This is a genomic window from Alphaproteobacteria bacterium, assembly GCA_018667735.1.
Taxonomy (GTDB): Bacteria; Pseudomonadota; Alphaproteobacteria; order Rickettsiales; family JABIRX01; genus JABIRX01.
The window spans coordinates 26447-46581 of record JABIRX010000038.1; the positions used below are offsets into that span (position 1 = coordinate 26447).

The 20135-nt window shown below is 31.0% G+C and carries 20 protein-coding genes; 11 read left to right on the top strand and 9 right to left on the bottom strand.

Going from position 1 to position 20135, the window contains the following annotated elements; all coding sequences use genetic code 11:
• From HOH73_03900 to HOH73_03910, 3 genes are all read left to right on the top strand, one after another.
• Positions 1-1263 carry a glutamate-5-semialdehyde dehydrogenase gene (locus HOH73_03900; protein MBT5828001.1) on the top strand — a complete coding sequence of 421 codons (1263 nt, stop codon included), beginning with the start codon at positions 1-3 and terminating at the stop codon, positions 1261-1263.
• 18 nt (positions 1264-1281) lie between these two features.
• Entirely contained in the window at positions 1282-1632 is a 351-nt protein-coding gene (locus tag HOH73_03905; protein ID MBT5828002.1) for a hypothetical protein, read from the top strand.
• A 62-nt stretch (positions 1633-1694) separates the two neighbouring features.
• Positions 1695-2360, top strand: a complete 666-nt coding sequence (locus HOH73_03910) for a prepilin-type N-terminal cleavage/methylation domain-containing protein (protein MBT5828003.1) — start codon at positions 1695-1697, stop codon at positions 2358-2360.
• On the opposite strand, the gene HOH73_03915 is transcribed toward HOH73_03910, so the two are convergent.
• Entirely contained in the window at positions 2357-3193 is an 837-nt protein-coding gene (locus HOH73_03915; protein ID MBT5828004.1) for a glycosyltransferase family 2 protein, read from the bottom strand. The genes HOH73_03910 and HOH73_03915 overlap by 4 nt on opposite strands.
• Positions 3194-3302: 109 nt before the next feature.
• On the opposite strand from HOH73_03915, the gene HOH73_03920 reads away from it, so the two are divergent.
• The 4 genes from HOH73_03920 to HOH73_03935 are packed head-to-tail and all read left to right on the top strand — an operon-like array spanning position 3303 to position 7114.
• On the top strand, positions 3303-5600 hold the full coding sequence (locus tag HOH73_03920) for an NADP-dependent malic enzyme (GenBank protein MBT5828005.1): 2298 nt from the start codon (positions 3303-3305) through the stop codon (positions 5598-5600).
• 43 nt (positions 5601-5643) lie between these two features.
• Entirely contained in the window at positions 5644-6063 is a 420-nt protein-coding gene (locus HOH73_03925; protein ID MBT5828006.1) for a universal stress protein, read from the top strand.
• Positions 6060-6428, top strand: a complete 369-nt coding sequence (gene crcB / locus HOH73_03930; GenBank protein ID MBT5828007.1) for a fluoride efflux transporter CrcB — start codon at positions 6060-6062, stop codon at positions 6426-6428. Before HOH73_03925 ends, crcB begins: the two co-directional genes overlap by 4 nt.
• Positions 6425-7114 (top strand): RluA family pseudouridine synthase, encoded by a 690-nt coding sequence (locus HOH73_03935; GenBank protein MBT5828008.1) that lies wholly within the window; start codon positions 6425-6427, stop codon positions 7112-7114. Before crcB ends, HOH73_03935 begins: the two co-directional genes overlap by 4 nt.
• A 302-nt stretch (positions 7115-7416) precedes the next feature.
• Here the strand turns inward: HOH73_03935 and htpG are convergent, their stop codons facing one another.
• The 3 genes from htpG to HOH73_03950 are packed head-to-tail and all read right to left on the bottom strand — an operon-like array spanning position 7417 to position 11000.
• On the bottom strand, positions 7417-9300 hold the full coding sequence (gene htpG / locus HOH73_03940; GenBank protein MBT5828009.1) for a molecular chaperone HtpG: 1884 nt from the start codon (positions 9298-9300) through the stop codon (positions 7417-7419).
• Between the two features lie 57 nt (positions 9301-9357).
• Positions 9358-10101 (bottom strand): 16S rRNA (uracil(1498)-N(3))-methyltransferase, encoded by a 744-nt coding sequence (locus HOH73_03945; protein MBT5828010.1) that lies wholly within the window; start codon positions 10099-10101, stop codon positions 9358-9360.
• A 2-nt stretch (positions 10102-10103) separates the two neighbouring features.
• The gene (locus tag HOH73_03950) at positions 10104-11000 is read right to left on the bottom strand and encodes a P44/Msp2 family outer membrane protein (GenBank protein ID MBT5828011.1); all 897 of its coding nucleotides are present in this window, start codon (positions 10998-11000) and stop codon (positions 10104-10106) included.
• Positions 11001-11059: 59 nt separating this feature from the next.
• Between HOH73_03950 and HOH73_03955 the strand changes: the two genes are divergently transcribed.
• Positions 11060-13678 carry a valine--tRNA ligase gene (locus HOH73_03955; GenBank protein MBT5828012.1) on the top strand — a complete coding sequence of 873 codons (2619 nt, stop codon included), beginning with the start codon at positions 11060-11062 and terminating at the stop codon, positions 13676-13678.
• 631 nt (positions 13679-14309) lie between these two features.
• Here HOH73_03955 and HOH73_03960 read toward each other — a convergent pair.
• From HOH73_03960 to HOH73_03975, 4 genes are all read right to left on the bottom strand, one after another.
• The gene (locus HOH73_03960) at positions 14310-15116 is read right to left on the bottom strand and encodes a thiazole synthase (protein MBT5828013.1); all 807 of its coding nucleotides are present in this window, start codon (positions 15114-15116) and stop codon (positions 14310-14312) included.
• A 6-nt stretch (positions 15117-15122) separates the two neighbouring features.
• Positions 15123-16433 (bottom strand): adenosylhomocysteinase, encoded by a 1311-nt coding sequence (locus HOH73_03965; GenBank protein MBT5828014.1) that lies wholly within the window; start codon positions 16431-16433, stop codon positions 15123-15125.
• 74 nt (positions 16434-16507) lie between these two features.
• Positions 16508-16780 (bottom strand): SemiSWEET transporter, encoded by a 273-nt coding sequence (locus HOH73_03970; protein MBT5828015.1) that lies wholly within the window; start codon positions 16778-16780, stop codon positions 16508-16510.
• A gap of 2 nt (positions 16781-16782) precedes the next feature.
• Positions 16783-17601, bottom strand: coding sequence for a uracil-DNA glycosylase (locus HOH73_03975; protein MBT5828016.1), 819 nt, complete (start codon positions 17599-17601; stop codon positions 16783-16785).
• Positions 17602-17654: 53 nt separating this feature from the next.
• Here HOH73_03975 and thiS point away from each other — a divergent pair, with 53 nt between their 5' ends.
• From thiS to HOH73_03990, 3 genes are all read left to right on the top strand, one after another.
• Positions 17655-17855, top strand: a complete 201-nt coding sequence (thiS, locus tag HOH73_03980; protein MBT5828017.1) for a sulfur carrier protein ThiS — start codon at positions 17655-17657, stop codon at positions 17853-17855.
• A gap of 285 nt (positions 17856-18140) precedes the next feature.
• Entirely contained in the window at positions 18141-18488 is a 348-nt protein-coding gene (locus HOH73_03985; GenBank protein MBT5828018.1) for a hypothetical protein, read from the top strand.
• A gap of 162 nt (positions 18489-18650) precedes the next feature.
• Positions 18651-19394 (top strand): type II secretion system protein, encoded by a 744-nt coding sequence (locus tag HOH73_03990; protein MBT5828019.1) that lies wholly within the window; start codon positions 18651-18653, stop codon positions 19392-19394.
• On the opposite strand, the gene HOH73_03995 is transcribed toward HOH73_03990, so the two are convergent.
• On the bottom strand, positions 19380-20132 hold the full coding sequence (locus HOH73_03995; protein ID MBT5828020.1) for an alpha/beta hydrolase: 753 nt from the start codon (positions 20130-20132) through the stop codon (positions 19380-19382). The genes HOH73_03990 and HOH73_03995 overlap by 15 nt on opposite strands.
• Positions 20133-20135 lie beyond the last annotated feature (3 nt).

Genomic DNA, 20135 nt, shown 5'->3' on the forward strand with positions numbered 1-20135 from the left:
ATGGCACTTAACAAATCTGAGGAAATCATCCAAAAAATCGCTAAGCAAGCAAAAAAAGCTTACCAAAATTTGAATTTAACCTCTACTGAGCAAAAAAATAATGCACTTAAAATTGCGGCAAAATTAATTTTAGAGAAAACTAGTGAAATTATAGAAATTAATCAGCTAGATTTGCACAATGCACGAGATAATGGCAAAGATCATGCGTTTATTGACCGTTTAAAGCTAGATAAAAATAGAATAAAAGCAATGAGCGAAAGCTTAACAAATATTGCCAATTTACCTGATCCTGTAGGTAATTTAACTTTTGAGAATAAAAGACCAAATGGTTTAAATATCAAACGAATAACTATACCACTTGGTGTTATTGCTATTATTTACGAAGCAAGACCTAATGTAACTTCTGATGCTTTCGGTTTATGTCTTAAATCAGGTAATGCCACCATCTTAAGACCTGGCTCTGACAGTTTTCTTACTTCAAAATTTATCTTAGAATTGTTACAGGAAGCACTTAAGCAGGCTGATTTACCAATTGACTCAGCTCAAATATTACCCTCTAGTGAAAGATCATTAGTAGATGAAATGCTAAAATGTGTTGATTATATAGATGTAATTGTACCAAGAGGAGGTAAAAGCCTTATACAAGCAATTAGTGCTAAGAGTAAAATACCTATTTTTAAGCATCTAGATGGAAATTGCCATACATATATTCACGAAAAAGCAGATTTTAATAAAGCTATCAACATAATATATAATGCTAAATTACGCAGAACTGGAATTTGTGGTGCAACTGAGTCGGTGGTAATTGACCAAAAAATAATTGCAGATATTGCGCCATTAATAGAAGAAAAATTTGCTAATGAATGTGTTATTAAAGCAGATGAAATAGCTCTAAAACATCTAAAAAATGCTGTTCAAATAGATGATACAGATTTTGCCAAAGAATATTTAAGTAACATTTTTTCTATTAAAGTTACCAAAGATATAAATGAAGCAATTTTACACATAAATAAATATAGCTCTGGTCATACTGAGGCCATTATAACTGAAGATCAAAATGCTGCATCTAGCTTTCTTAAAGCAATTGATAGCGCAATAGTTATGCATAATACTTCAACTCAATTTGCAGATGGTGCTGAGTTTGGCCTTGGGGCCGAAATAGGAATATCAACTGGTAGAATGCATGCCAGAGGACCAGTTGGTTTAGAACAGTTAGTTACCTACAAATACATAGTTGAAGGTACTGGCCAAATTAGAGCTTAACATAATTAAATTACAAATATGCCGCACATTATATTAGAACATACCCCAAATATAAAAGACAAAATAATTTATCCTGACTTTTTTAAAGCTATGATAGACAAAATGGTTGAGCTTAAAATTATAGCAGACGCTAATCCAGTAAAATGCAGATTTTACTTAAGTAATGACTATTATTTGGCTGATAAAGAAGCTTTTTTTATTCATACAGAAATATCCCTATTAAGTGGTAGAGATGAAACTAAATTAAAAGAGATGGGAGCTGAATTAAAAAAAATCATGCATGAATTTTTTACCACTAGCAACCAAACTAACCCTGATTCATTTTCTCTTGAAGTTCGTGAAATAAATAAAAAATTATACTACAAATAATTTTTTGTTTACATTAGAAATATATATATCAATATAATTTGTAACTAAAGTAAAAAAAAAAAATGAAAAAAAACGCATTCTCCCTGGTTGAGCTTTCAATCGTACTAATTATTATTGGCTTGCTAATTGCTGGAGTATCTTCAGGTTCAAAATTAATAGAACAAGCGAAAATTAATAAAGCAGTTTCTGATTTAAGAGATTATAAGGGCTCTTATTTAACTTTTATACTAACATATGATAAAATACCTGGAGACATGGATGACGCTGTAAGCTTTTTTGGCTCAGGCACCGCAAATGGTGACAATGATACGCAAATCGAAACATCCGCAGCTGACACCTCGGAATCGCTTCTTGCATGGGAGCACATGGCATTGTCTGAAGTTATTTCCGGAAGTTACTCTCAGGCTGCAACAGGGTTTCATACAGCAGGTACCACAGGACCAAAGTCCTCCTTGAGTGCAACTTGCTATGCACCAGTATATGACACAACCGCAGCTGTAAATGGTTTGCAAGTTGGTACTAATGCAGCGACAGTAGACTGCTCAGGCACAACTTCTCTGCTTGCGTTAACAGTATATAAAATAGACAATAAAATTGATGATGGTGTTGGTAACTCTGGAGATATAACAGCCACTAGTGCAGCTACTGATTGTCAGTCTTCTGGAACCTATGATTTAGACTCAACTACTAAAGGTTGTGCTTTCCATTATTCTTTTGGAGATAATTAATAATTATTTAAATATTCAACATATTTATTCTTAATAACGCGGTGTACTTCATAGTTACCGTGTTTTTTTGCGCCATCTAAGAATATTTTTAATTTATTTTTAATGGCTACTGTTGAATTTTTCCTTTGCTCTTTACTAAGCTGAGCATTTTTTAATAATTTATCTAGGGCATAAATGCGAAATCTATCCATCGCATAATATTTTTGTGATAATTGGTCTTCATGCCCAGAAAATTTAACAGTAAGATATTCATCTAAAAATAACACTTCATACTTAGCTGTTACTCTTAGCCAAAAATCATAATCTTCACACGCCTCCATATTTTCATCAAAGACTCCTATTTTATCAAAAATATTTTTATGTATTATTGCTGTGGAAATTGAAATTGAACATAACCTAACAGATTTTTCAAATATATAGCCTCCCTCCTTGCGATATAATTTTTTAGGCTTTATTTTAATACCATTTTTGTACCATATCTCATCACTATGAGCTATCTCAAATCTAGGATTTTTATTAAGGAAGCTTAGTTGCTTTTCTATTTTGTCTATATGAAAAAAATCGTCAGAATCTAAAAAACTAAGCCACTCTCCTTTGGCAATCTTGATTGCCACATTTCTTGCTTTGCTAACCCCGCTTTGTCTAGTTTTCCTTAGTATAATTTGATTACCATAAATTTTATCTAAATATGTATAAGTACCATCTGTTGAACCATCATCTATAACTATCACCTCTTTATATTTATATGTTTGTGCCAAAGCCGAATCTATTGCTTTAGCAACCCAGTTTTTACGATTATATGTTGGTATAATTATAGATACTAATGGTGGCATAATTTTATTACTATATCAAATTGTATTATAGCTGTAATGAGCTTGCTGTAATTGCTTGATAAATTAATTATATTTACTTATATTGAAAGCTTAAATTAAATTACTCAATATGGCGGACAATAAAACTAAAGCACATCTATCTACATTAACTGATCAAGACGCACTAGATTTTCACAAAAATGGTGTACCAGGAAAAATAAAAATAATCGCATCTAAACCATTAACTACCCAAAGAGATTTATCTTTAGCGTATTCTCCTGGCGTAGCCGCACCATGTAAAGAGATTTACAAGGATCCAGATACTGCATATGATTATACAGCAAAAGGTAATTTTGTTGCAGTTATATCAAACGGTACAGCAGTGCTTGGATTAGGAAATTTAGGAGCTTTAGCTTCTAAGCCTGTGATGGAGGGAAAATCTGTATTATTTAAAAGATTTGCTGATATTGATTCAGTTGATGTTGAGGTTTCAACCGAAGATCCTGATGAGTTTATCAATACGGTTAAAAATATCGCAGACACATATGGTGGTATTAACTTAGAAGATATTAAAGCACCAGAGTGTTTTGTGATTGAAAATAAGTTAAAAGAAATTTGTAACGTACCTGTTTTTCATGATGATCAACATGGAACTGCTATTATTACTGTTGCAGGTTTAATTAATGCAGCTGATATTGCAGGCAAAAAATTAGAAGATCTAATATTAGTAGTAAATGGCGCAGGTTCTGCTGGGATAGCATGTTTAGAGCTTATAAAAAAACTTGGTGTGCAAGATAAAAACTGCTTTTTATGTGATAGAACAGGTATCATTTATAAAGGGCGTAAAGAGAGCATGTCAGATCGTAAAGAAAAGCATGCTGTTGAAACTAACAAAAGAAGTTTAGCAGAAGCTTTAAATGGAGCTGATGTGTTTTTAGGATTATCTGCAAAAGACGCAGTTTCCAAAGATATGGTTAAAACTATGGCCAAAAATCCAATAATATTTGCTATGGCAAACCCAGATCCTGAAATCCTACCAGAAGATGTAAAATCAGTAAGGACAGATGCGATTATCGCAACGGGTAGATCTGATTATCAAAATCAAGTTAATAACGTTTTAGGCTTTCCATATATATTTAGAGGCGCATTAGATGTGCACGCAAAAGCTATTAACGAAGAAATGAAATTAGCTGCCGCATATGCATTAGCAGAACTTGCAAAAGAACCAGTGCCCGCAGAAGTGTCTAGTGCATATTCTGGTAGAAAGATGGTATATGGACCTGAATATATTATTCCTGTTCCATTTGATCCTAGATTGATTTATACCATACCTTTAGCTGTCGCAAAAGCAGCTATAAAATCTGGTGTGGCTAGGAAAGAAATTTCTGATTGGGAGGCATATAAAAACAAACTTGCCGGTCGCTTAAATCCTACAGCTAACACTTTGAATTTAATTTTTGGTCAAGTAAGAAATGCACCAACTAAGGTTATTTTTGCAGAGGGTGAAACTAAAAATGTTATTAGTGCTGCAAAAATTTGGCAAGATTCATCTTATGGTAAGGCTGTTTTAGTTACTAGAGAAGATAGACAAGAAGAGTTTAATAATAATTTGGCTGATTTAAATATTGCAGCTGATAAAATTGAAACTATCAATATTTCTAAAGCTACTGATTTAGTTAATAAATATAGCTCCTCATTATATAAGAAGCTACAGAGAAAAGGCTTTACTGAAAGAGATTGCAGAAGAATGGTAACTGATGACCGTAATATTTTTGCAGCATCTGCGGTTGACGCTGGAGACGCTGATGTAGTAATCACGGGAACTACTAGAAATTACAAATCTTCACTAGATGAAATTTTAAAAGTAATTGAAGCTAAGAAAGATCAAGATGTTTTTGGTTATTCTATAGTAATTGCTAAAGACAGAACTGTTTTTCTTGCAGATACTGCAGTTAATGAATTAGCATCATCCGAAGAACTAGCTCATACTGCTATTAAGATGGCAGAAGAAGTTAGAAAATTTGGACACACCCCTAGAGTTGCTTTAGTATCTTTTTCTAATTTTGGAAGTCAATTAAGAACAGAATCTTCTAGAATTCAAAATGCTAAAAAAATTCTAGATGATTTAAAAGTAGATTTTGAGTATGATGGAGAAATGTCACCGGATGTTGCTTTAAATCAAGAACTACTTAACATTTATCCTTTTTCAAATTTAACAAAACCTGCTAATATTCTAATTATGCCAGGTTTACACTCAGCCGTTATATCATCTAAATTAATGCAAGAGTTGGGTGGTAGCTCAGTTATAGGACCAGTTTTATCTGGTTTGGAGAAATCGGCGCAAATTTGTTCACTAGGAGCCTCAGTTAATGATATAATCAATTTGGGTGCTATTGGCGCTGTTAAACATAAAGAGCAAAATGGCTAAGCAGACCAAATATCTCATTTGCATCAGTAGTTTAAAGAATTGTATGTCAGCATTGAAATATGCTTGTTTAAAAGCCAAGAAAAACAATGCTGATATAGAAATTTTGAGTGTGCTAGATACAGCACATAAAGGCTATGCTTTATTTGCTGTTGATAAGGTAATGGATCAAGAAAATCGTGATAATCAAGATAAGTTACTAAAAGAAGTCATAAAAAAAGCAAAAGAATGGTCTGGTATCACACCTGTGGTAAACTCTCGAGAAGGAATTGTCATAGATCAAATTTCAGAAGTATTAGAGCATGATAAATCTATAAGCCTAATTATTTTAGCTTCATCAGAAGAGTCAACTAGTAAAGGCAAAATAACTTCTCATATAGCTGAACAATCATCTGTTAAAATATTTACCCCTATCATCATTATTCCAAATAATATAACTGATTTGGAAATAAAAAAAATCATATGAATATTATTTATATTGCTCTAGGTGGAGTTTTAGGGGCATGTTTGCGCTATGGTTCCATCAGAATTATGCAACTTAATAAGATAACTCATATAGCAAATATCCCAATTAACATTATTATAGTTAATATTATTGGTTCATTTCTATTTGGTTTATTTTTATATTTAGTAAAAATTTGGCATGTTAGTGACTCATTTAAGATGTTCCTTTTTACCGGCTTTTTAGCTTCTTATACGACCTATTCTACTTTTATATATGAGTTTTCTATATTATGTTCACAAAAGAATTTTTATGAAGCAATTATATATTTACTTGCTTCTTTTTTAATTCCGTTTCTTATAATGGTTTTTTTCCTGTTAAAATTATGAGTAATAATAAATTAGAACAATATAAAAGTGAGTTATTCGAAAATAAAGCTTTTGAAGATAAGAACTTATTAGTATTAAATAAACCTACTAACTTAGCCGTTCAAGGAGGGAGTAAAATCACTATATCTCTTGATAAAATCTTAAATTTTAATAGTGAAATAAAATATCGTTTATTACATAGAATAGATAAGGATACTTCTGGTCTTATCTTACTAGCTAAAAATGAGAAATATGCTAAAATAATTTCAAATAATTTCAAAAATAGACAAATAGAAAAAACTTACTTAACTATTGTTGTAGGTAAACCACCAAAGCGTTTTGGTTCTATTAATATACCAATAAAAACCGAAAATTCAGCTGCACAAAGAGCTGAAACAAAATATGAAATCATTGATAACTTAGCTAATGAGCTAGCTTTTATTGCTGCATATCCAGTAACTGGTAGAAAGCATCAAATAAGAATTCACCTTAACAAAATTGACTGTCCAATTTTAGGAGATGGCAAATATGGCGGGAAAAGGGCGTTCAAAAATAATTTAAGTAATAAAATACATTTGCATAATTATCGCATGATGATACCTAATTATTATGGTAAAAAACCACTAAACTTAAAAGCAAAATTGCCAAAATTATTTCGCTCTACTATGGATGATTTAGGTTTTGATGAAAGATTATTAGATATTTAAATTTAACAACTTTATTTAACTTTAAGTAGCTATATTAGCTTCTAGCAACTAGGCGCACTAATAAGGCTTCTGCATATAGTTTTTCTCATTTATTCTTGTCTAAAATATTTATATTAGATCTATATTATGACTAAGATACTTGATTTTCAATCTACCATCCAGATTAAAGCATATATCTGGCTTAGTATAATAGCTTTTTTTCTACTTAAGTAATAATAGACACTTATAAAAAGCAACTTTGCCAGATCTAAATTATGTAAAAAAGATTGCTAGATATTTAAATCTAGCAATCCTATCTAGCTTTAAGCAGCTATATTAGCTTCTAGCAATTTGCCAATTCTTTTAGCTAATTGTAATGGCTCTTTTACTGCTTCACCTTCTATAATACATGCTTGATCAAAAAGGATTTTAGCATATTCTACAACATCATCTCTTTTTGTTTTGATAATTTTATTCATATTTTGAATAATATTATGCTTCGGATTTAGTTCAAAAATCTTTTTAGTAGATTCTTTAAGCTGACCTTGTTCTATTAGCATTCTCTCCATTCTAATATCCATGCCACTTTCACTTGCTGCTAAACATGCTGGTGAAGTAGTTAATTTCTTAGAAATTCTAACCTCAGAAACCTGTTCCTTAAGCACTTCTTTTACTAATTCTAATAAATCCTTTAATTCAGATTCGTCTTTTTCTTGCTCTTTTTCTGCTTTCTTATCTTCTGCTATATTTTCAATATCATTACCTGATCTTGTAACAGATTTTAAATCTTTTTCTTTGTAAGCAGGGTTGGTAGACAACCAAAAATCATCTACTCCATCAGTAAGAAAAATAACCTCTATATCTTTAGCTAAAAATGCCTCAATTTGTGGACTTTGCATAAGCGATTCGGCATCATGTCCTATTAGACAATAAATAGCTTTCTGATCTTTTTGCATATTAGCAATATAATCATCCAAACTTATGTATTTATCGCCTGATTTTGAAGTTTTAAGCAAGCATAAATCAAAAATCTTATCTTTATCAGCACTATATTCGCACAAGCCTTCTTTTAGGACAGAACCAAAATTCTCCCAAAACTTTTCATAAGATTCTCTAGATTTTTTAAGCTTTTTAGCAAGCTCACTATATAGTTTTTTAACTATGGAGCTTCTTATTTTATCTATTACTGAATTGTTTTGTAATGTTTCTCTACTAATATTTAATGGTAAATCTTGCGAATCTACAACACCTCTTAAAAACCTTAGATTTCCTGGTATTAATTCTACATTATCCTCTGTGATAAAAACTTTTTTTACATATAATTTTACCTGACATTTACGATCAGGGTGGAATAAATCAAAAGGCCTTTCATTTGGAATATAAAGCAAGTTAGTATATTCTATGACTCCTTCAGCCTTATTATGTATAGTAAGCCAAGGATCTGATGCTGAATGAGATATTGATTTATAAAAACTATCATATTCATCTTGCTTGATATCACTTTTAGACTTTGTCCATATAGCTTGAGATGAATTAATAATTTCTGTTGCTGAGTCTTTCTCCACTCCAACTAGCTCTATTGGGAATGCAATATGATCAGAATAAGTTTTAACAATATTTTTAATGTTAAATTTATCCAGAAAATTTTCCATACCCTGTTTCATATGTAGTGAAATTCTAGTGCCATTTACTTTTTCTGTAGATTCCTCTATAGTAAATTCCCCCTTACCTTCTGAAACCCATATATAGCTTTGCTCACTTTCGGCTTTGGTAGAAATAACAGTTACTTTGTCAGCAACCATATAACTTGAGTAAAAACCAACTCCAAATTGTCCAATTAACTCATTGTTCTTTTTTTCATTATCTGATAAGTTTTCGATAAAATTCTGCGTACCAGATTTAGCTATAGTGCCCAAATTATTAAGCAACTCTTCTTTACTCATACCAATTCCTGAATCTGATATTTCTAGAATTTTGTCCTTCTCATTAATTTTTATAGAAATTTTTAACTCTGAACTTTCCGCATCTTTTGATAAGTTTGGGTTTGTGTTTTGAGCATATCTTAATTTATCACAAGCATCACTAGCATTTGATAATAACTCTCTGATAAAAATATCTTTATTGGTATATAGTGAATTTATTACCAAATTTAGTACTTTACCTATTTCAGCATCAAATTTATGTGTCTCTATTTTGTTTGTTGTCATTACTCTTTAAAAAATATTATGCTAGATAAATAATAGCTAAATAATATTTTTCAAGATCTAAACCATAAATTTAGGCTTTAATTCTATATCTCCATAGTAATTATTAATTAAGGCTAAACTAGAAATTACAGCTGTATCCGCTCTTAAAATGCGAGGGCCTAAATTTAAGGAGCAACTATACTGATAAGACCTTATATAATCACGCTCCTCTTTGCTGAACCCACCTTCTGGACCAATTAAAATGATAAGACCAGTTAAGTTGTGGTGCTGCTTATATAAACTATCTATTGTTACACCTGCACCAGATTCATCAGCTAAAATTAATGTTTCTGTGCTTAATTTTGCCATAAAATCTTTTAATGAAGTTAGATCATAGATTTTAGGAATATCTAAACGATCACATTGTTCTGCCGCTTCGATAATATTTGCCTTAATTTTGCCTTTATTTATCTTTTTAACTATAGTGCGTTCAGTACTAATTGGATAAATATTTCTTACGCCTAATTCAGTAGCTTTAACTGCTAAATATTCTGCTTTAACATTTTTAACTGGGGCAAAAGCAATTGAGATATTTGGGCATTTATAAAACTCCCGGTTTTTACTGATTATTTCTATATTGACATTATGTTTTTGCACATTACAAATTTTGGCTAAAAACTCACCATTTAAGTCATTAAAAACATGTATTGTTTGACCCTCCCTAGCTCTTAGTACCCTGTCTAGATAATGAGACTGCTCTTTATTTAAATTGATAATTTGCTTTAATTCTAGAGAGTCTTCTATGAATAAACGAATTTTCATAATTAAAACTTAAATATATAGCCTATATTGAATGTGTAAAAATCAAAATCATGCTCTAAAATATATTTTCTTTCATTATATGATGTGTTATTTGCATTTTCTTCTTCAACCTTGTAAGGATATTTTACTTTGCCAAATTGATAATATTTTCCTGCAAGATAAACATTCATATTATCATTCAAATCATAGGAAATACCGGCTTTATATAACATAAAAGGATTTGCATCAAATTCTGAACTAACCCCTATTAAGCCTGAGCCATAACCTAACCCTGCAAAAGGTGTAAATTTTGTTTTATTATTTAAACTAAAAACAATGTTGGCAGAAGCTGTAAAAGCTTTAACATAATCATTAACATCTGTAATTACTTCAGGACCAGTTTCTTCATAATTACCACCATCTAGAGATATAGAGGAAAAATCAGAATCAAATTCAACCACATTAAACCTTAAAAATGATGATTCAAATTCTAGTGTAAATGAATCATTGAACATATAGCCATAGCCTAAACCTAAACCTAGGGCACCTTTAAAATGTATATCTCCTTCATAATCTAAGTCACTATAATTATCATCTAGGGTTGTGCTTCCGGAAAGAGCTGGATAAATTACTTGCGCAGACTTGGCCTCAACTAAATTCATTATTGTATAATTTGTATCAAAAAGAATATAATGAGAATTTTTATTAGAATTTTCTTTGTGCCATTTTTTGTCATGCTCTCCTTTATATTGAGAATTTGCAACTAATGGCGCTTTTTGTGGGTGTGGTAAAATTATCTTTCTTTCTGGTGGATTATAATGTTCATAAACATAATTTGCGTTATTCTGATTAAAATCTTGCGCAGCTAAGCTAGCTGAGAAAAAAGTTATAGTGATGATATGTGCTAATAACCTTGTCATTAAATTAGAACTTATTATTATTATTACTCTATATTTAACCCGATTAATTTTAAATTTCTATGATAGATTTCCCAAATAAGTATAATTTCAAAGATACTGAAAAAATTCTCCAAGAATATTGGGCAAATAACCATATTTATAAATATATTGAAAGCGAAGAAAGAGAAAATATTTTTGTAATAGACACCCCGCCACCAACTGTGTCAGGAATGCTGCATATGGGTCATGTTTTTAGTTACACTCAAGCAGATTTTATTGCTAGATATCAAAGAATGAAAGGTAAAACCATATTTTACCCAATGGGTTTTGATGATAATGGTTTACCCACTGAACGCTTAGTGGAAAAAGTAAAAAAAGTTAAAGGAGCAAAATTAAAACGCTCAGATTTTGTTGCTCTTTGTAATGAAGTGGCAGAAACTGCACGAGAAGAATTTAGACAATTATTCAAGACCATTGCTTTATCAGTAGATTGGAGTAATGAATATCATACTATTTCAGATAATACGCGGAAAATATCTCAATTATCTTTCCTTGATTTAGCTGAGAAAAATTTATTAGAGCGTAAAAATGAGCCAACTTATTGGTGTCCTACAGACCAAACAGCATTAGCCCAAGCTGATTTAGAAGATAAAGAGATGTCTTCACATATGAATGACATTTCTTTTGCCTTAGAAAATTCGACAGAGACCATCACCATAGCAACAACAAGACCTGAGCTAATCCCCGCTTGTGTAGCAATTTTTGTGCATCCTGACGATGAAAGATATAAGAGCTTACACGGCAAAAATGCACTAACAGCTTTATTTAAAGTTAAAGTTCCAATTTTAACTGATGAGCATGTAGCGCAAGATAAAGGTACAGGAATTGTAATGTGCTGTAGTTTTGGTGACATGACGGATGTTATGTGGTGGAAAACTCATAAATTAGCATCGCGCATTATTTTAAATAAATATGGTAAAATAAAAGAATTTGACGATGAATTAGTTAAATCCCTTGAACAGAAATGTGATTTAGCTAACTTTAAAACATTATATAAAGAAATCTCAGGCTTAAAAGCAGATCAAGCTAGAAATAAAATTTTAGAAATTTTAAGTAACGAGAACTTACTTATAAAACAAGAAGCAATAAAACATCCGGTTAAATGCGCAGAAAGGTCAGGTAATCCTATAGAAATTATGCTGGCGCCCCAATGGTTTATTAAGATCTTAAGTAAAAAAGAAGAGTTATTAAAACAGGCTGCAAAAGTTAATTGGCATCCAAAACATATGAAGATTCGTGTTGATCAATGGATTGAAGGCTTGTGTTATGACTGGTGTATTTCAAGGCAAAGGTTTTTTGGGGTACCATTCCCAGTTTGGTATGAAAGACCCTTAGACGACAATAATACTGATAACATAAATATTATTATCGCTAAAAAAGAGGAGTTGCCGCTTGATCCTTTATTTCAAATACCAAATGAATATAAATTAATTGAACAAAAGTCTGATGGAGAATTTATTGTTGAAAAAAATGGCACAAAATTCCATTTAAGTGCAGAAACTGATGTTATGGATACATGGGCAACAAGCTCTATTTCTCCTCAAATATCTAGCCAAGCTATAAATGATGATTTTGCTATAGATAAGCAAAGACATAAAAAGTTATTTCCAGCAGATCTAAGACCTCAAGCCCATGAAATAATCAGAAGCTGGGCTTTTTATACTATTGTTAAAGCGTATTATCATGAAAATCAGGTGCCATGGCATAATATTATGATTTCTGGTTGGTGTCTTGCCAAGGATAAAACTAAAATGTCCAAATCTAAAGGAAACGTAGTAACTCCACAAAATTTAATTGAAGAAAAAGGCACAGATATAGTTAGATATTGGTCTGCTACCTCAAATTTAGGTGCTGACACCGCATATTCTGAAGATGTATTAGCTGTTGGTAAGAAGCTAACTAATAAATTGTGGAATGCAGCTAAATTTGCTGCTATACATTTAACCAATTTAAAAACTAATAATTTAGATGAGGCTCTAGATAATAATATCATCACACAAACTAGTGACTTATGGATTTTGCAGAAATTATCTGACACTATTAAAAAAGCAGACCAAGAATTTGCTAAATATGAATATGCTAAAGCATTAAGTTATATTGATAATTTTTTCTGGAAGGATTTTTGTGATAATTATCTCGAACTCTCCAAAACTAGAGCCTATGGTGATAAAGAAAATATATATTCATATGTTAATGACATAACTGATGAGCAAATAGAGTTAGGTAAAGCGAGTGTGGCCCATACTATTTATCATTTATTAGATAATATTTTAAAATTATATGCCCCTTTTATTCCCCATATAACTGATGAATTATATAAAATTATTTTCCCTAAAGAACATCAAGAAATCATCTCTATTCACAATAGAGGAACTTGGCCTAATTTAGATATTACGATTCCAACTGATATAAGTTCCGAGATGGATCAAATTTTAAATATTATAGATTATGTTAGAAAAGATAAATCTGACCATAATATGTCTCTAAAGAAGGATATTGAATCAATCATTATAAAAGACCCCAATGGTGAATTAGCGAAAATAAATCAAGATGCTCTAAATGATCTAATCTTTGTTTGCAATATTAAAAAAATAACTTTTTCTAAAGAACAAAAAGAAGAATTTATTATAAATTATTAGCTAAAATCTATTTATGGCTAAACTGGTTATAAAATATAACAGACCTCTTAATGAGGTCTAATCATATTCTTATATTTATCCAAATTTTTATTATTACACTTATTGATCCTTACTAATCATTATGTAATATTAATCCTGATTTTATTACATTTTAAAATATTCTCTTCAGAAATCTTATCAGCGTAATTCATAACTATTAAGTTTCTTAATCTCACTTCCTCAACACTTTATTACATTATATCCAAAGAGTAACTTTGTCTTAAATGCATAATATCTGCACCAAGATATTATCTTAAAATAATTTACATAAGTCTAAATTTATTCATTACATGTCTATAAAATGTGAGCTCAATCTAATTAAAATATTTGGGATAAATGACCTGCTAATAGCAATTTAGCCAGATTACTATGTTAATTTATGTTTAAATTTAATATGTGCTTCAGCTACCTTACAAACAAACATATTTTCAAGCTAAGTTCTCTTCGCATTAGCCAAGCACGGTAACAACGCATCTTTTTTATTAGTTCATTATAAATATGAACCATAAGTTTGGACCTTTATATGCTTTTAGCTTCTATTATTTAAATATAGAGAAGGATAGATGCAGCTTTAGCTTGGAACCAAAGATAATTAGCTATTAATTAAACCAGTAATTGGTGAAGAAGGATTGGCATATTGTCTTTTTTTCATGCGCCCAGCTAGAAATGATTGGCGTCCTGCAATAATTGCATTCTTCATAGACTCCGCCATTAAAACAGTATTTTGCGCTTCCGCAATCGCTGTGTTCATTAACACTCCATCACAACCAAGCTCCATCGCTATAACCGCATCTGAAGCCGTACCCACTCCAGCATCTACTAATACTGGAACTTTGGCATTTTCTATAATAATTTGAATATTAATCTTATTTTGGATACCTAAGCCAGAACCTATGGGAGCGGCAAGCGGCATAATTGCTACACAACCTATATCTTCTAACTTCTTTGCAAATAACGGGTCATCTGTACAATAAACCATTACTTCAAAACCATCTTTAATCAGCTCTTTAGCAGCTACCAAAGTTTCCTCCATATCTGGATATAAAGTTTTTTGGTCCCCAATAACTTCTAATTTAACTAAATTCCAACCACCTGCTTCTCTTGCAAGTCTTAAAGTTCTAACTGCTTCATCTGCCGAATAACAACCAGCTGTATTAGGTAAATATGTGTATTTTTTAGGATCAATGAAATCTTGTAATTTAGGCTCAGATTTCTTAAGTACATTAACTCTTCTGAGAGCCACAGTGATGATCTCAGCGCCTGATTTTTCCAATGCTAAAGCATTTTCGGCAAATGATTTATATTTACCAGTGCCAATAATTAATCTTGAGTTATATTCTTTACCCGCAATCACAAAATTATCGCTTTGTGGTTTTTGCTGAATTTTTACTAAAGTCATAATATATTAATATCTGTAATGTTCAGGTTTAAATGGACCATCTACATCAAGACCAATATATTTAGCTTGCTCATTAGTTAATTTAGTCAATTTAATACCTAATTTATCTAAATGTAATCTTGCTACTTTTTCATCTAACTTTTTAGGTAAAATATATAATTTATTTTCATATTTTTCATTATTAGTAAATAATTCTAGTTGCGCTATTACTTGATTAGTAAATGAAGTACTCATAACAAAAGCTGAATGACCAGTTGCACAACCTAAATTAACTAATCTTCCTTCTGCTAAGAGAATAATTTTTTTACCATCTGGAAATTCTATTTCATCAACTTGTGGCTTAATATTAATTTTTTTAAGTCCTGCTAATTGAGCAACTTCTATTTCATTATCGAAATGGCCAATATTACAAACTATAGCAGAATCTTTCATTTCTTCCATATGCGCATATTTAATAATATCCTTATTACCGGTTGTCGTAACAAATAAATCCGCTTGCGCTACGACCTCTTCTAAAATAGTAACTTGAAAGCCCTCCATAGATGCTTGTAATGCACAAATTGGATCAATTTCTGTAACAATAACTCTAGCACCTTGACTTGCAAGTGCTCTGGCACAACCTTTACCTACATCACCATAACCACAAACTACAGCAACTTTACCAGCAAGCATTACATCCGTTGCTCTTTTAATACCATCTAGTAAAGATTCTCTACAACCATATAAATTGTCAAATTTAGATTTAGTTACAGAATCATTCACGTTGATTGCAGCTATTTTTAATGTACCTAATTTTGCCATCTCGTATAAACGATGTACACCTGTAGTAGTCTCTTCTGAAACACCCTTAATATTTGCAAGTAATTCTGGATATTCCTGATGCATTATTTTAGTTAAATCACCTCCATCATCTAGTAATAAATTTGGCTGCCAACCATCAGCTTCTATAGTTTGTCTAATACACCAATCATATTCCTCTTCTGTTTCACCTTTCCAGGCAAAAACAGGAACTCCACTAGCTGCTATTGCCGCAGCTGCATGGTCTTGAGTTGAAAATATGTTACATGAACTCCACCTAACTTTAGCTCCAAGCTCAATTAAGGTCTCAATCAAAACTGCTGTTTCTATGGTCATATGTAAACAACCAATAATATTTGCACCTTTTAAAGGAAATTTATTTTTATATTCTGCTCTTAACGCCATCAAACCTGGCATTTCTTTTTCTGCAAGATTAATAGCTTTACGCCCTTCTTCTGCTAAATTAATATCTTTAACTTTAAAATCTTGAGCTAAATTTGTTTTTTCTATGATGCGCATAAGTAACCTAATAATGAGTCGTAACCTTATAAAAAAAGCCTTAATTTGTCAAATATTTAACTAAATATATCTAGTTATTTAGGATCATTTTCTTGCTTGAGGTTTCTAAGCTTCATTACTAAAATAGCACCAGCAAGTAACAAGGTAATAAAATTAGCGATAATAATATGATATAATCCTGTAAATATACCATATATTAACCAACAAAACACCCCGCTGGTAAACATTATATACATTTTAAGTGATATAGAGTTAGTATCCCTAGTTTTTAAAATTTTTAGCGCTTGAGGCAGAAAACTAAAGGTAGTTAGAAATGCTGCAATAGAACCCACAATATCAACAAACATAATCAACCTTGCAAAAAATTTCGCACTTTAAGCATATCATCCCACATAACTGCTTTTTTCCCTGGCTGTCTAAGCAAATAAGACGGATGAAAAATAGCAGTGATATCTAACTCTTTGCCTAAGTAAGGGTTTTTATATTTCATAAATGTACCTCTAATTTTAGAGATTGTTTGTTCATTTTCAGGAAAAATTGAGTTTAATGCCGTGCTGCCAACTAAGATAATTAATTTAGGATCTATAAGCGCTATATGCTTTTCAACAAAGGGTCTACAAACAGCAATTTCTTCAGCTGTGGGTCTTCTATTTCCGGGTGGGCGCCAGAATATACTATTAGTAATATAAAGATTAGTTTCTCTTTTTCTATCTATTGCTTTAAATATGTCATCTAGCAACTTACCACTAATGCCGCAAAATGGAATGCCCTGCTCATCCTCTGAAGCACCGGGTGCTTCGCCTATTAGGAGCAAATCACTATTTTCATTACCATCTGCAAAAACCAAATTATTTGCTGTTTTAGCAAGCGCACAACCATCAAAGCTAGCAAGATTAGCTTTTAATTCCTCTAAATTTCTAGCTTTATCTGCTGCATCTTTTGCTGCTAGGATTAATTTATTAGTAGGCACTGCCTCACTAATTAAATTTTCTTTTTTAATGTTTAATTGATTATTTGTATTTTTACTTGCAACATCCTGCTTAATAATTTTAGTATTATTTGGCTGCTTGTTATGTTGCTCTTCTAGTAAATTACGCGCTTTATCTTGAATTATTTCATCCACACCCGCCCTTACAAAATTATCTAAAGTGTTAAGCAGTTCTTGCATTGGTAAAAATATATAATTAAAATATATTTAACTTATAAAGATATTACCCAAATATGCAAATCACTTTAAATGGAGAGAGAGTAAAAATTTCTGCCAATCTAAATATCACTAATCTGTTAGCTAAATATGAGTTATCTGAAAATAAAGTAGCTATTGAATTAAATCGCGAAATAATTCCAATTAGTGATTATCACCACACTATTTTACAAGAAAATGATCAAGTTGAAATTGTTGAATTTGTTGGTGGTGGCTAAAATAAATTTCTAAACTACTCTCCAAACAGAACTAGCTATATTTAAATTTGCTTGTTTATATTCAAATTCATAAATAGTTATAGCACTAATATATTGAAGCACCTAATCACATATAAAATAACATTAGCTAACAACAAACCTTACTTACTTAACAGTACTGCGACATACTGAAAACACCATATAAAAAGAAATTAAGTACGTTTATTTTGTAACTTTGCATAATATTATTTGCCTTACACGCAAAATTATGTTATAATCATCACATAATTAATTTATGAGGTTACAATGACAATAATGACAATAGAGATAATGAACCAAGCTTTAGATCATATAAAAAAAGGGAAGCTGGAAGAATTACGCAAATGCATAACAAATGTCAAAAATATAAACAAATCTAACCGGAATGGGGAAAATCTTTTACACCTAGCAGTTATATATTGCAAAGATAACATAGGTGAAAAAAATCGTACTATTACTACAAAGCAGATATTTGAGCTTTTGATAGAAAAAGGCGTATCGGTGCAGCAAAAAAATAATCAAGATGTTACACCGCTTACAAATTATCCAATTAACTTAAATAACATAAAGCCGCTAAATAATTCTTTAATTTGCGGCTTTATTATATTTAGTTAAAACTTTATTTATGCTCGATATTAAGTAGCTTAGATATTTAGCTAATTGGCTCAATTGAACAATTCACTTGCACAACTAATCTAAGTTTAAGTTTTAATGGCCAAAAATATTGCTATATTTACTATATGTATTAATTTATTATTTATCATAGTAAAATGATATATGTTTAAAAAAGCTTTTTCCCTACTTGAATTAACTATTGCACTTACCTTGATTGCATTATTAACCGTTATTGTTACAGCAGGCCGTAATATAACCAACAATGCTAATTTAGCTGCAATCATATCTGAAGCTTCGCGCATAGAAGGTGCAATAAATGGTTTTTACAGTGAGTTTAGACAATTACCTGGTGACTTTAATAATGCTAATACTCTTTGGAATGGAACTAATGGTGATGGTGATGGAATTTTAGAATGGAATAGTAATGAACAAAATTATTTTTCTGATTTAGCCAAAGCAAATTATCTCAATATTTATAACCCTGCCTACACCTCACTTAGCAGCACCTACCGCACTATGGATATTTTTGATAAATCTAATAATGTTTTTTACATGGTTGCTGGAGATAATAATGCAGGTAATTTAACTAGCCCAACCTTACCTACTAACAGTAGCGCAACTAGAGCGGATAATTACATCTTTTATGCAAAAATTTACTTAAATAGCACTAATTATGAGAATTTTGGCGCTAGCCTAACAGCAAAACATGCTTATCAAATTGATTTAAAATATGATGATGGCAACCCTATTGCTGGCGAGATTATTAGCCAAAATGGTTATAATGCAAGCCAAAACACCACAAATTACACCAGCTCTGTAACTTGTCATAATAGTACAAATTATAATTTAACTATAGCTTACGAAGCATGCCGTGTTGCTTTTAAGTTAAATTCAGGTAGCTATTAAATCTTCTAAAATGTGGCTAATTTTATTTAATACAGGCAAATCTGACAATCGATGATCTGCATTTTTAATTAAACATAATTCAGCATCTTTGGTTTTTAATTTTTCAATAAGTTTCAAGCCATATTCATATGGCACATCATCATCTTGCATGCCTTGCACTAATCTTACTGGAATATTTATGTTTATCTCAGCTTTATTTAATAATAGATTATCCCTACCCGAGTTAATTAAACCCATTGAAATTTTATATTCACCATCACAATAATCAGAAGGTAAATTATATATTTCACCTCTTTCTAATTTAGCTTTAACCTCAATACTAAAGTCATTCCACATTAATGACTCCGTAAAATCTGGTGCGCTAGCAAGCCCAATAATTGCTTTTATTTTACTATCATCTAGTTCAGCTAACCTTAAAGCAAGCCAGCCACCCAAAGATGAACCTATAATTATAGCTTTTTTTGGCACTAAATTAGCTAATATATCTTTTACGTTTGACAGCCACATATTTATATCACATTGGCTAAACTCTAAATCTGAATCTCCATGCCCTAAATAATCAAAACAAATATATGAATAGCCTTTTGCTTTAGCATAATTTTTAAAGAAACTTGCTTTAGTTGCTTTACGGTCTGAACTTAAGCCTGCTAGAAATACAATATAATTATCATCTCCAATAATTTGATCATATATTAATTTATATCCCTCTTTAGTTTTTAATACTTGCCCTTCTTTCATTTT

Coding starts and splice junctions, on each gene's coding strand:
- HOH73_03925 (MBT5828006.1), top strand. CDS start 5,644: ATGTCAGCATTGAAATATGCTTGTTTAAAAGCCAAGAAAAACAATGCT.
- HOH73_03960 (MBT5828013.1), bottom strand. CDS start 15,116: ATGACTTTAGTAAAAATTCAGCAAAAACCACAAAGCGATAATTTTGTG.
- HOH73_03995 (MBT5828020.1), bottom strand. CDS start 20,132: ATGAAAGAAGGGCAAGTATTAAAAACTAAAGAGGGATATAAATTAATA.
- HOH73_03950 (MBT5828011.1), bottom strand. CDS start 11,000: ATGACAAGGTTATTAGCACATATCATCACTATAACTTTTTTCTCAGCT.
- crcB (MBT5828007.1), top strand. CDS start 6,060: ATGAATATTATTTATATTGCTCTAGGTGGAGTTTTAGGGGCATGTTTG.
- HOH73_03945 (MBT5828010.1), bottom strand. CDS start 10,101: ATGAAAATTCGTTTATTCATAGAAGACTCTCTAGAATTAAAGCAAATT.
- HOH73_03910 (MBT5828003.1), top strand. CDS start 1,695: ATGAAAAAAAACGCATTCTCCCTGGTTGAGCTTTCAATCGTACTAATT.
- HOH73_03975 (MBT5828016.1), bottom strand. CDS start 17,601: ATGCAAGAACTGCTTAACACTTTAGATAATTTTGTAAGGGCGGGTGTG.
- HOH73_03990 (MBT5828019.1), top strand. CDS start 18,651: ATGTTTAAAAAAGCTTTTTCCCTACTTGAATTAACTATTGCACTTACC.
- HOH73_03965 (MBT5828014.1), bottom strand. CDS start 16,433: ATGCGCATCATAGAAAAAACAAATTTAGCTCAAGATTTTAAAGTTAAA.
- thiS (MBT5828017.1), top strand. CDS start 17,655: ATGCAAATCACTTTAAATGGAGAGAGAGTAAAAATTTCTGCCAATCTA.
- HOH73_03935 (MBT5828008.1), top strand. CDS start 6,425: ATGAGTAATAATAAATTAGAACAATATAAAAGTGAGTTATTCGAAAAT.
- HOH73_03915 (MBT5828004.1), bottom strand. CDS start 3,193: ATGCCACCATTAGTATCTATAATTATACCAACATATAATCGTAAAAAC.
- HOH73_03900 (MBT5828001.1), top strand. CDS start 1: ATGGCACTTAACAAATCTGAGGAAATCATCCAAAAAATCGCTAAGCAA.
- HOH73_03905 (MBT5828002.1), top strand. CDS start 1,282: ATGCCGCACATTATATTAGAACATACCCCAAATATAAAAGACAAAATA.
- HOH73_03970 (MBT5828015.1), bottom strand. CDS start 16,780: ATGTTTGTTGATATTGTGGGTTCTATTGCAGCATTTCTAACTACCTTT.
- HOH73_03920 (MBT5828005.1), top strand. CDS start 3,303: ATGGCGGACAATAAAACTAAAGCACATCTATCTACATTAACTGATCAA.
- HOH73_03985 (MBT5828018.1), top strand. CDS start 18,141: ATGACAATAATGACAATAGAGATAATGAACCAAGCTTTAGATCATATA.
- htpG (MBT5828009.1), bottom strand. CDS start 9,300: ATGACAACAAACAAAATAGAGACACATAAATTTGATGCTGAAATAGGT.
- HOH73_03955 (MBT5828012.1), top strand. CDS start 11,060: ATGATAGATTTCCCAAATAAGTATAATTTCAAAGATACTGAAAAAATT.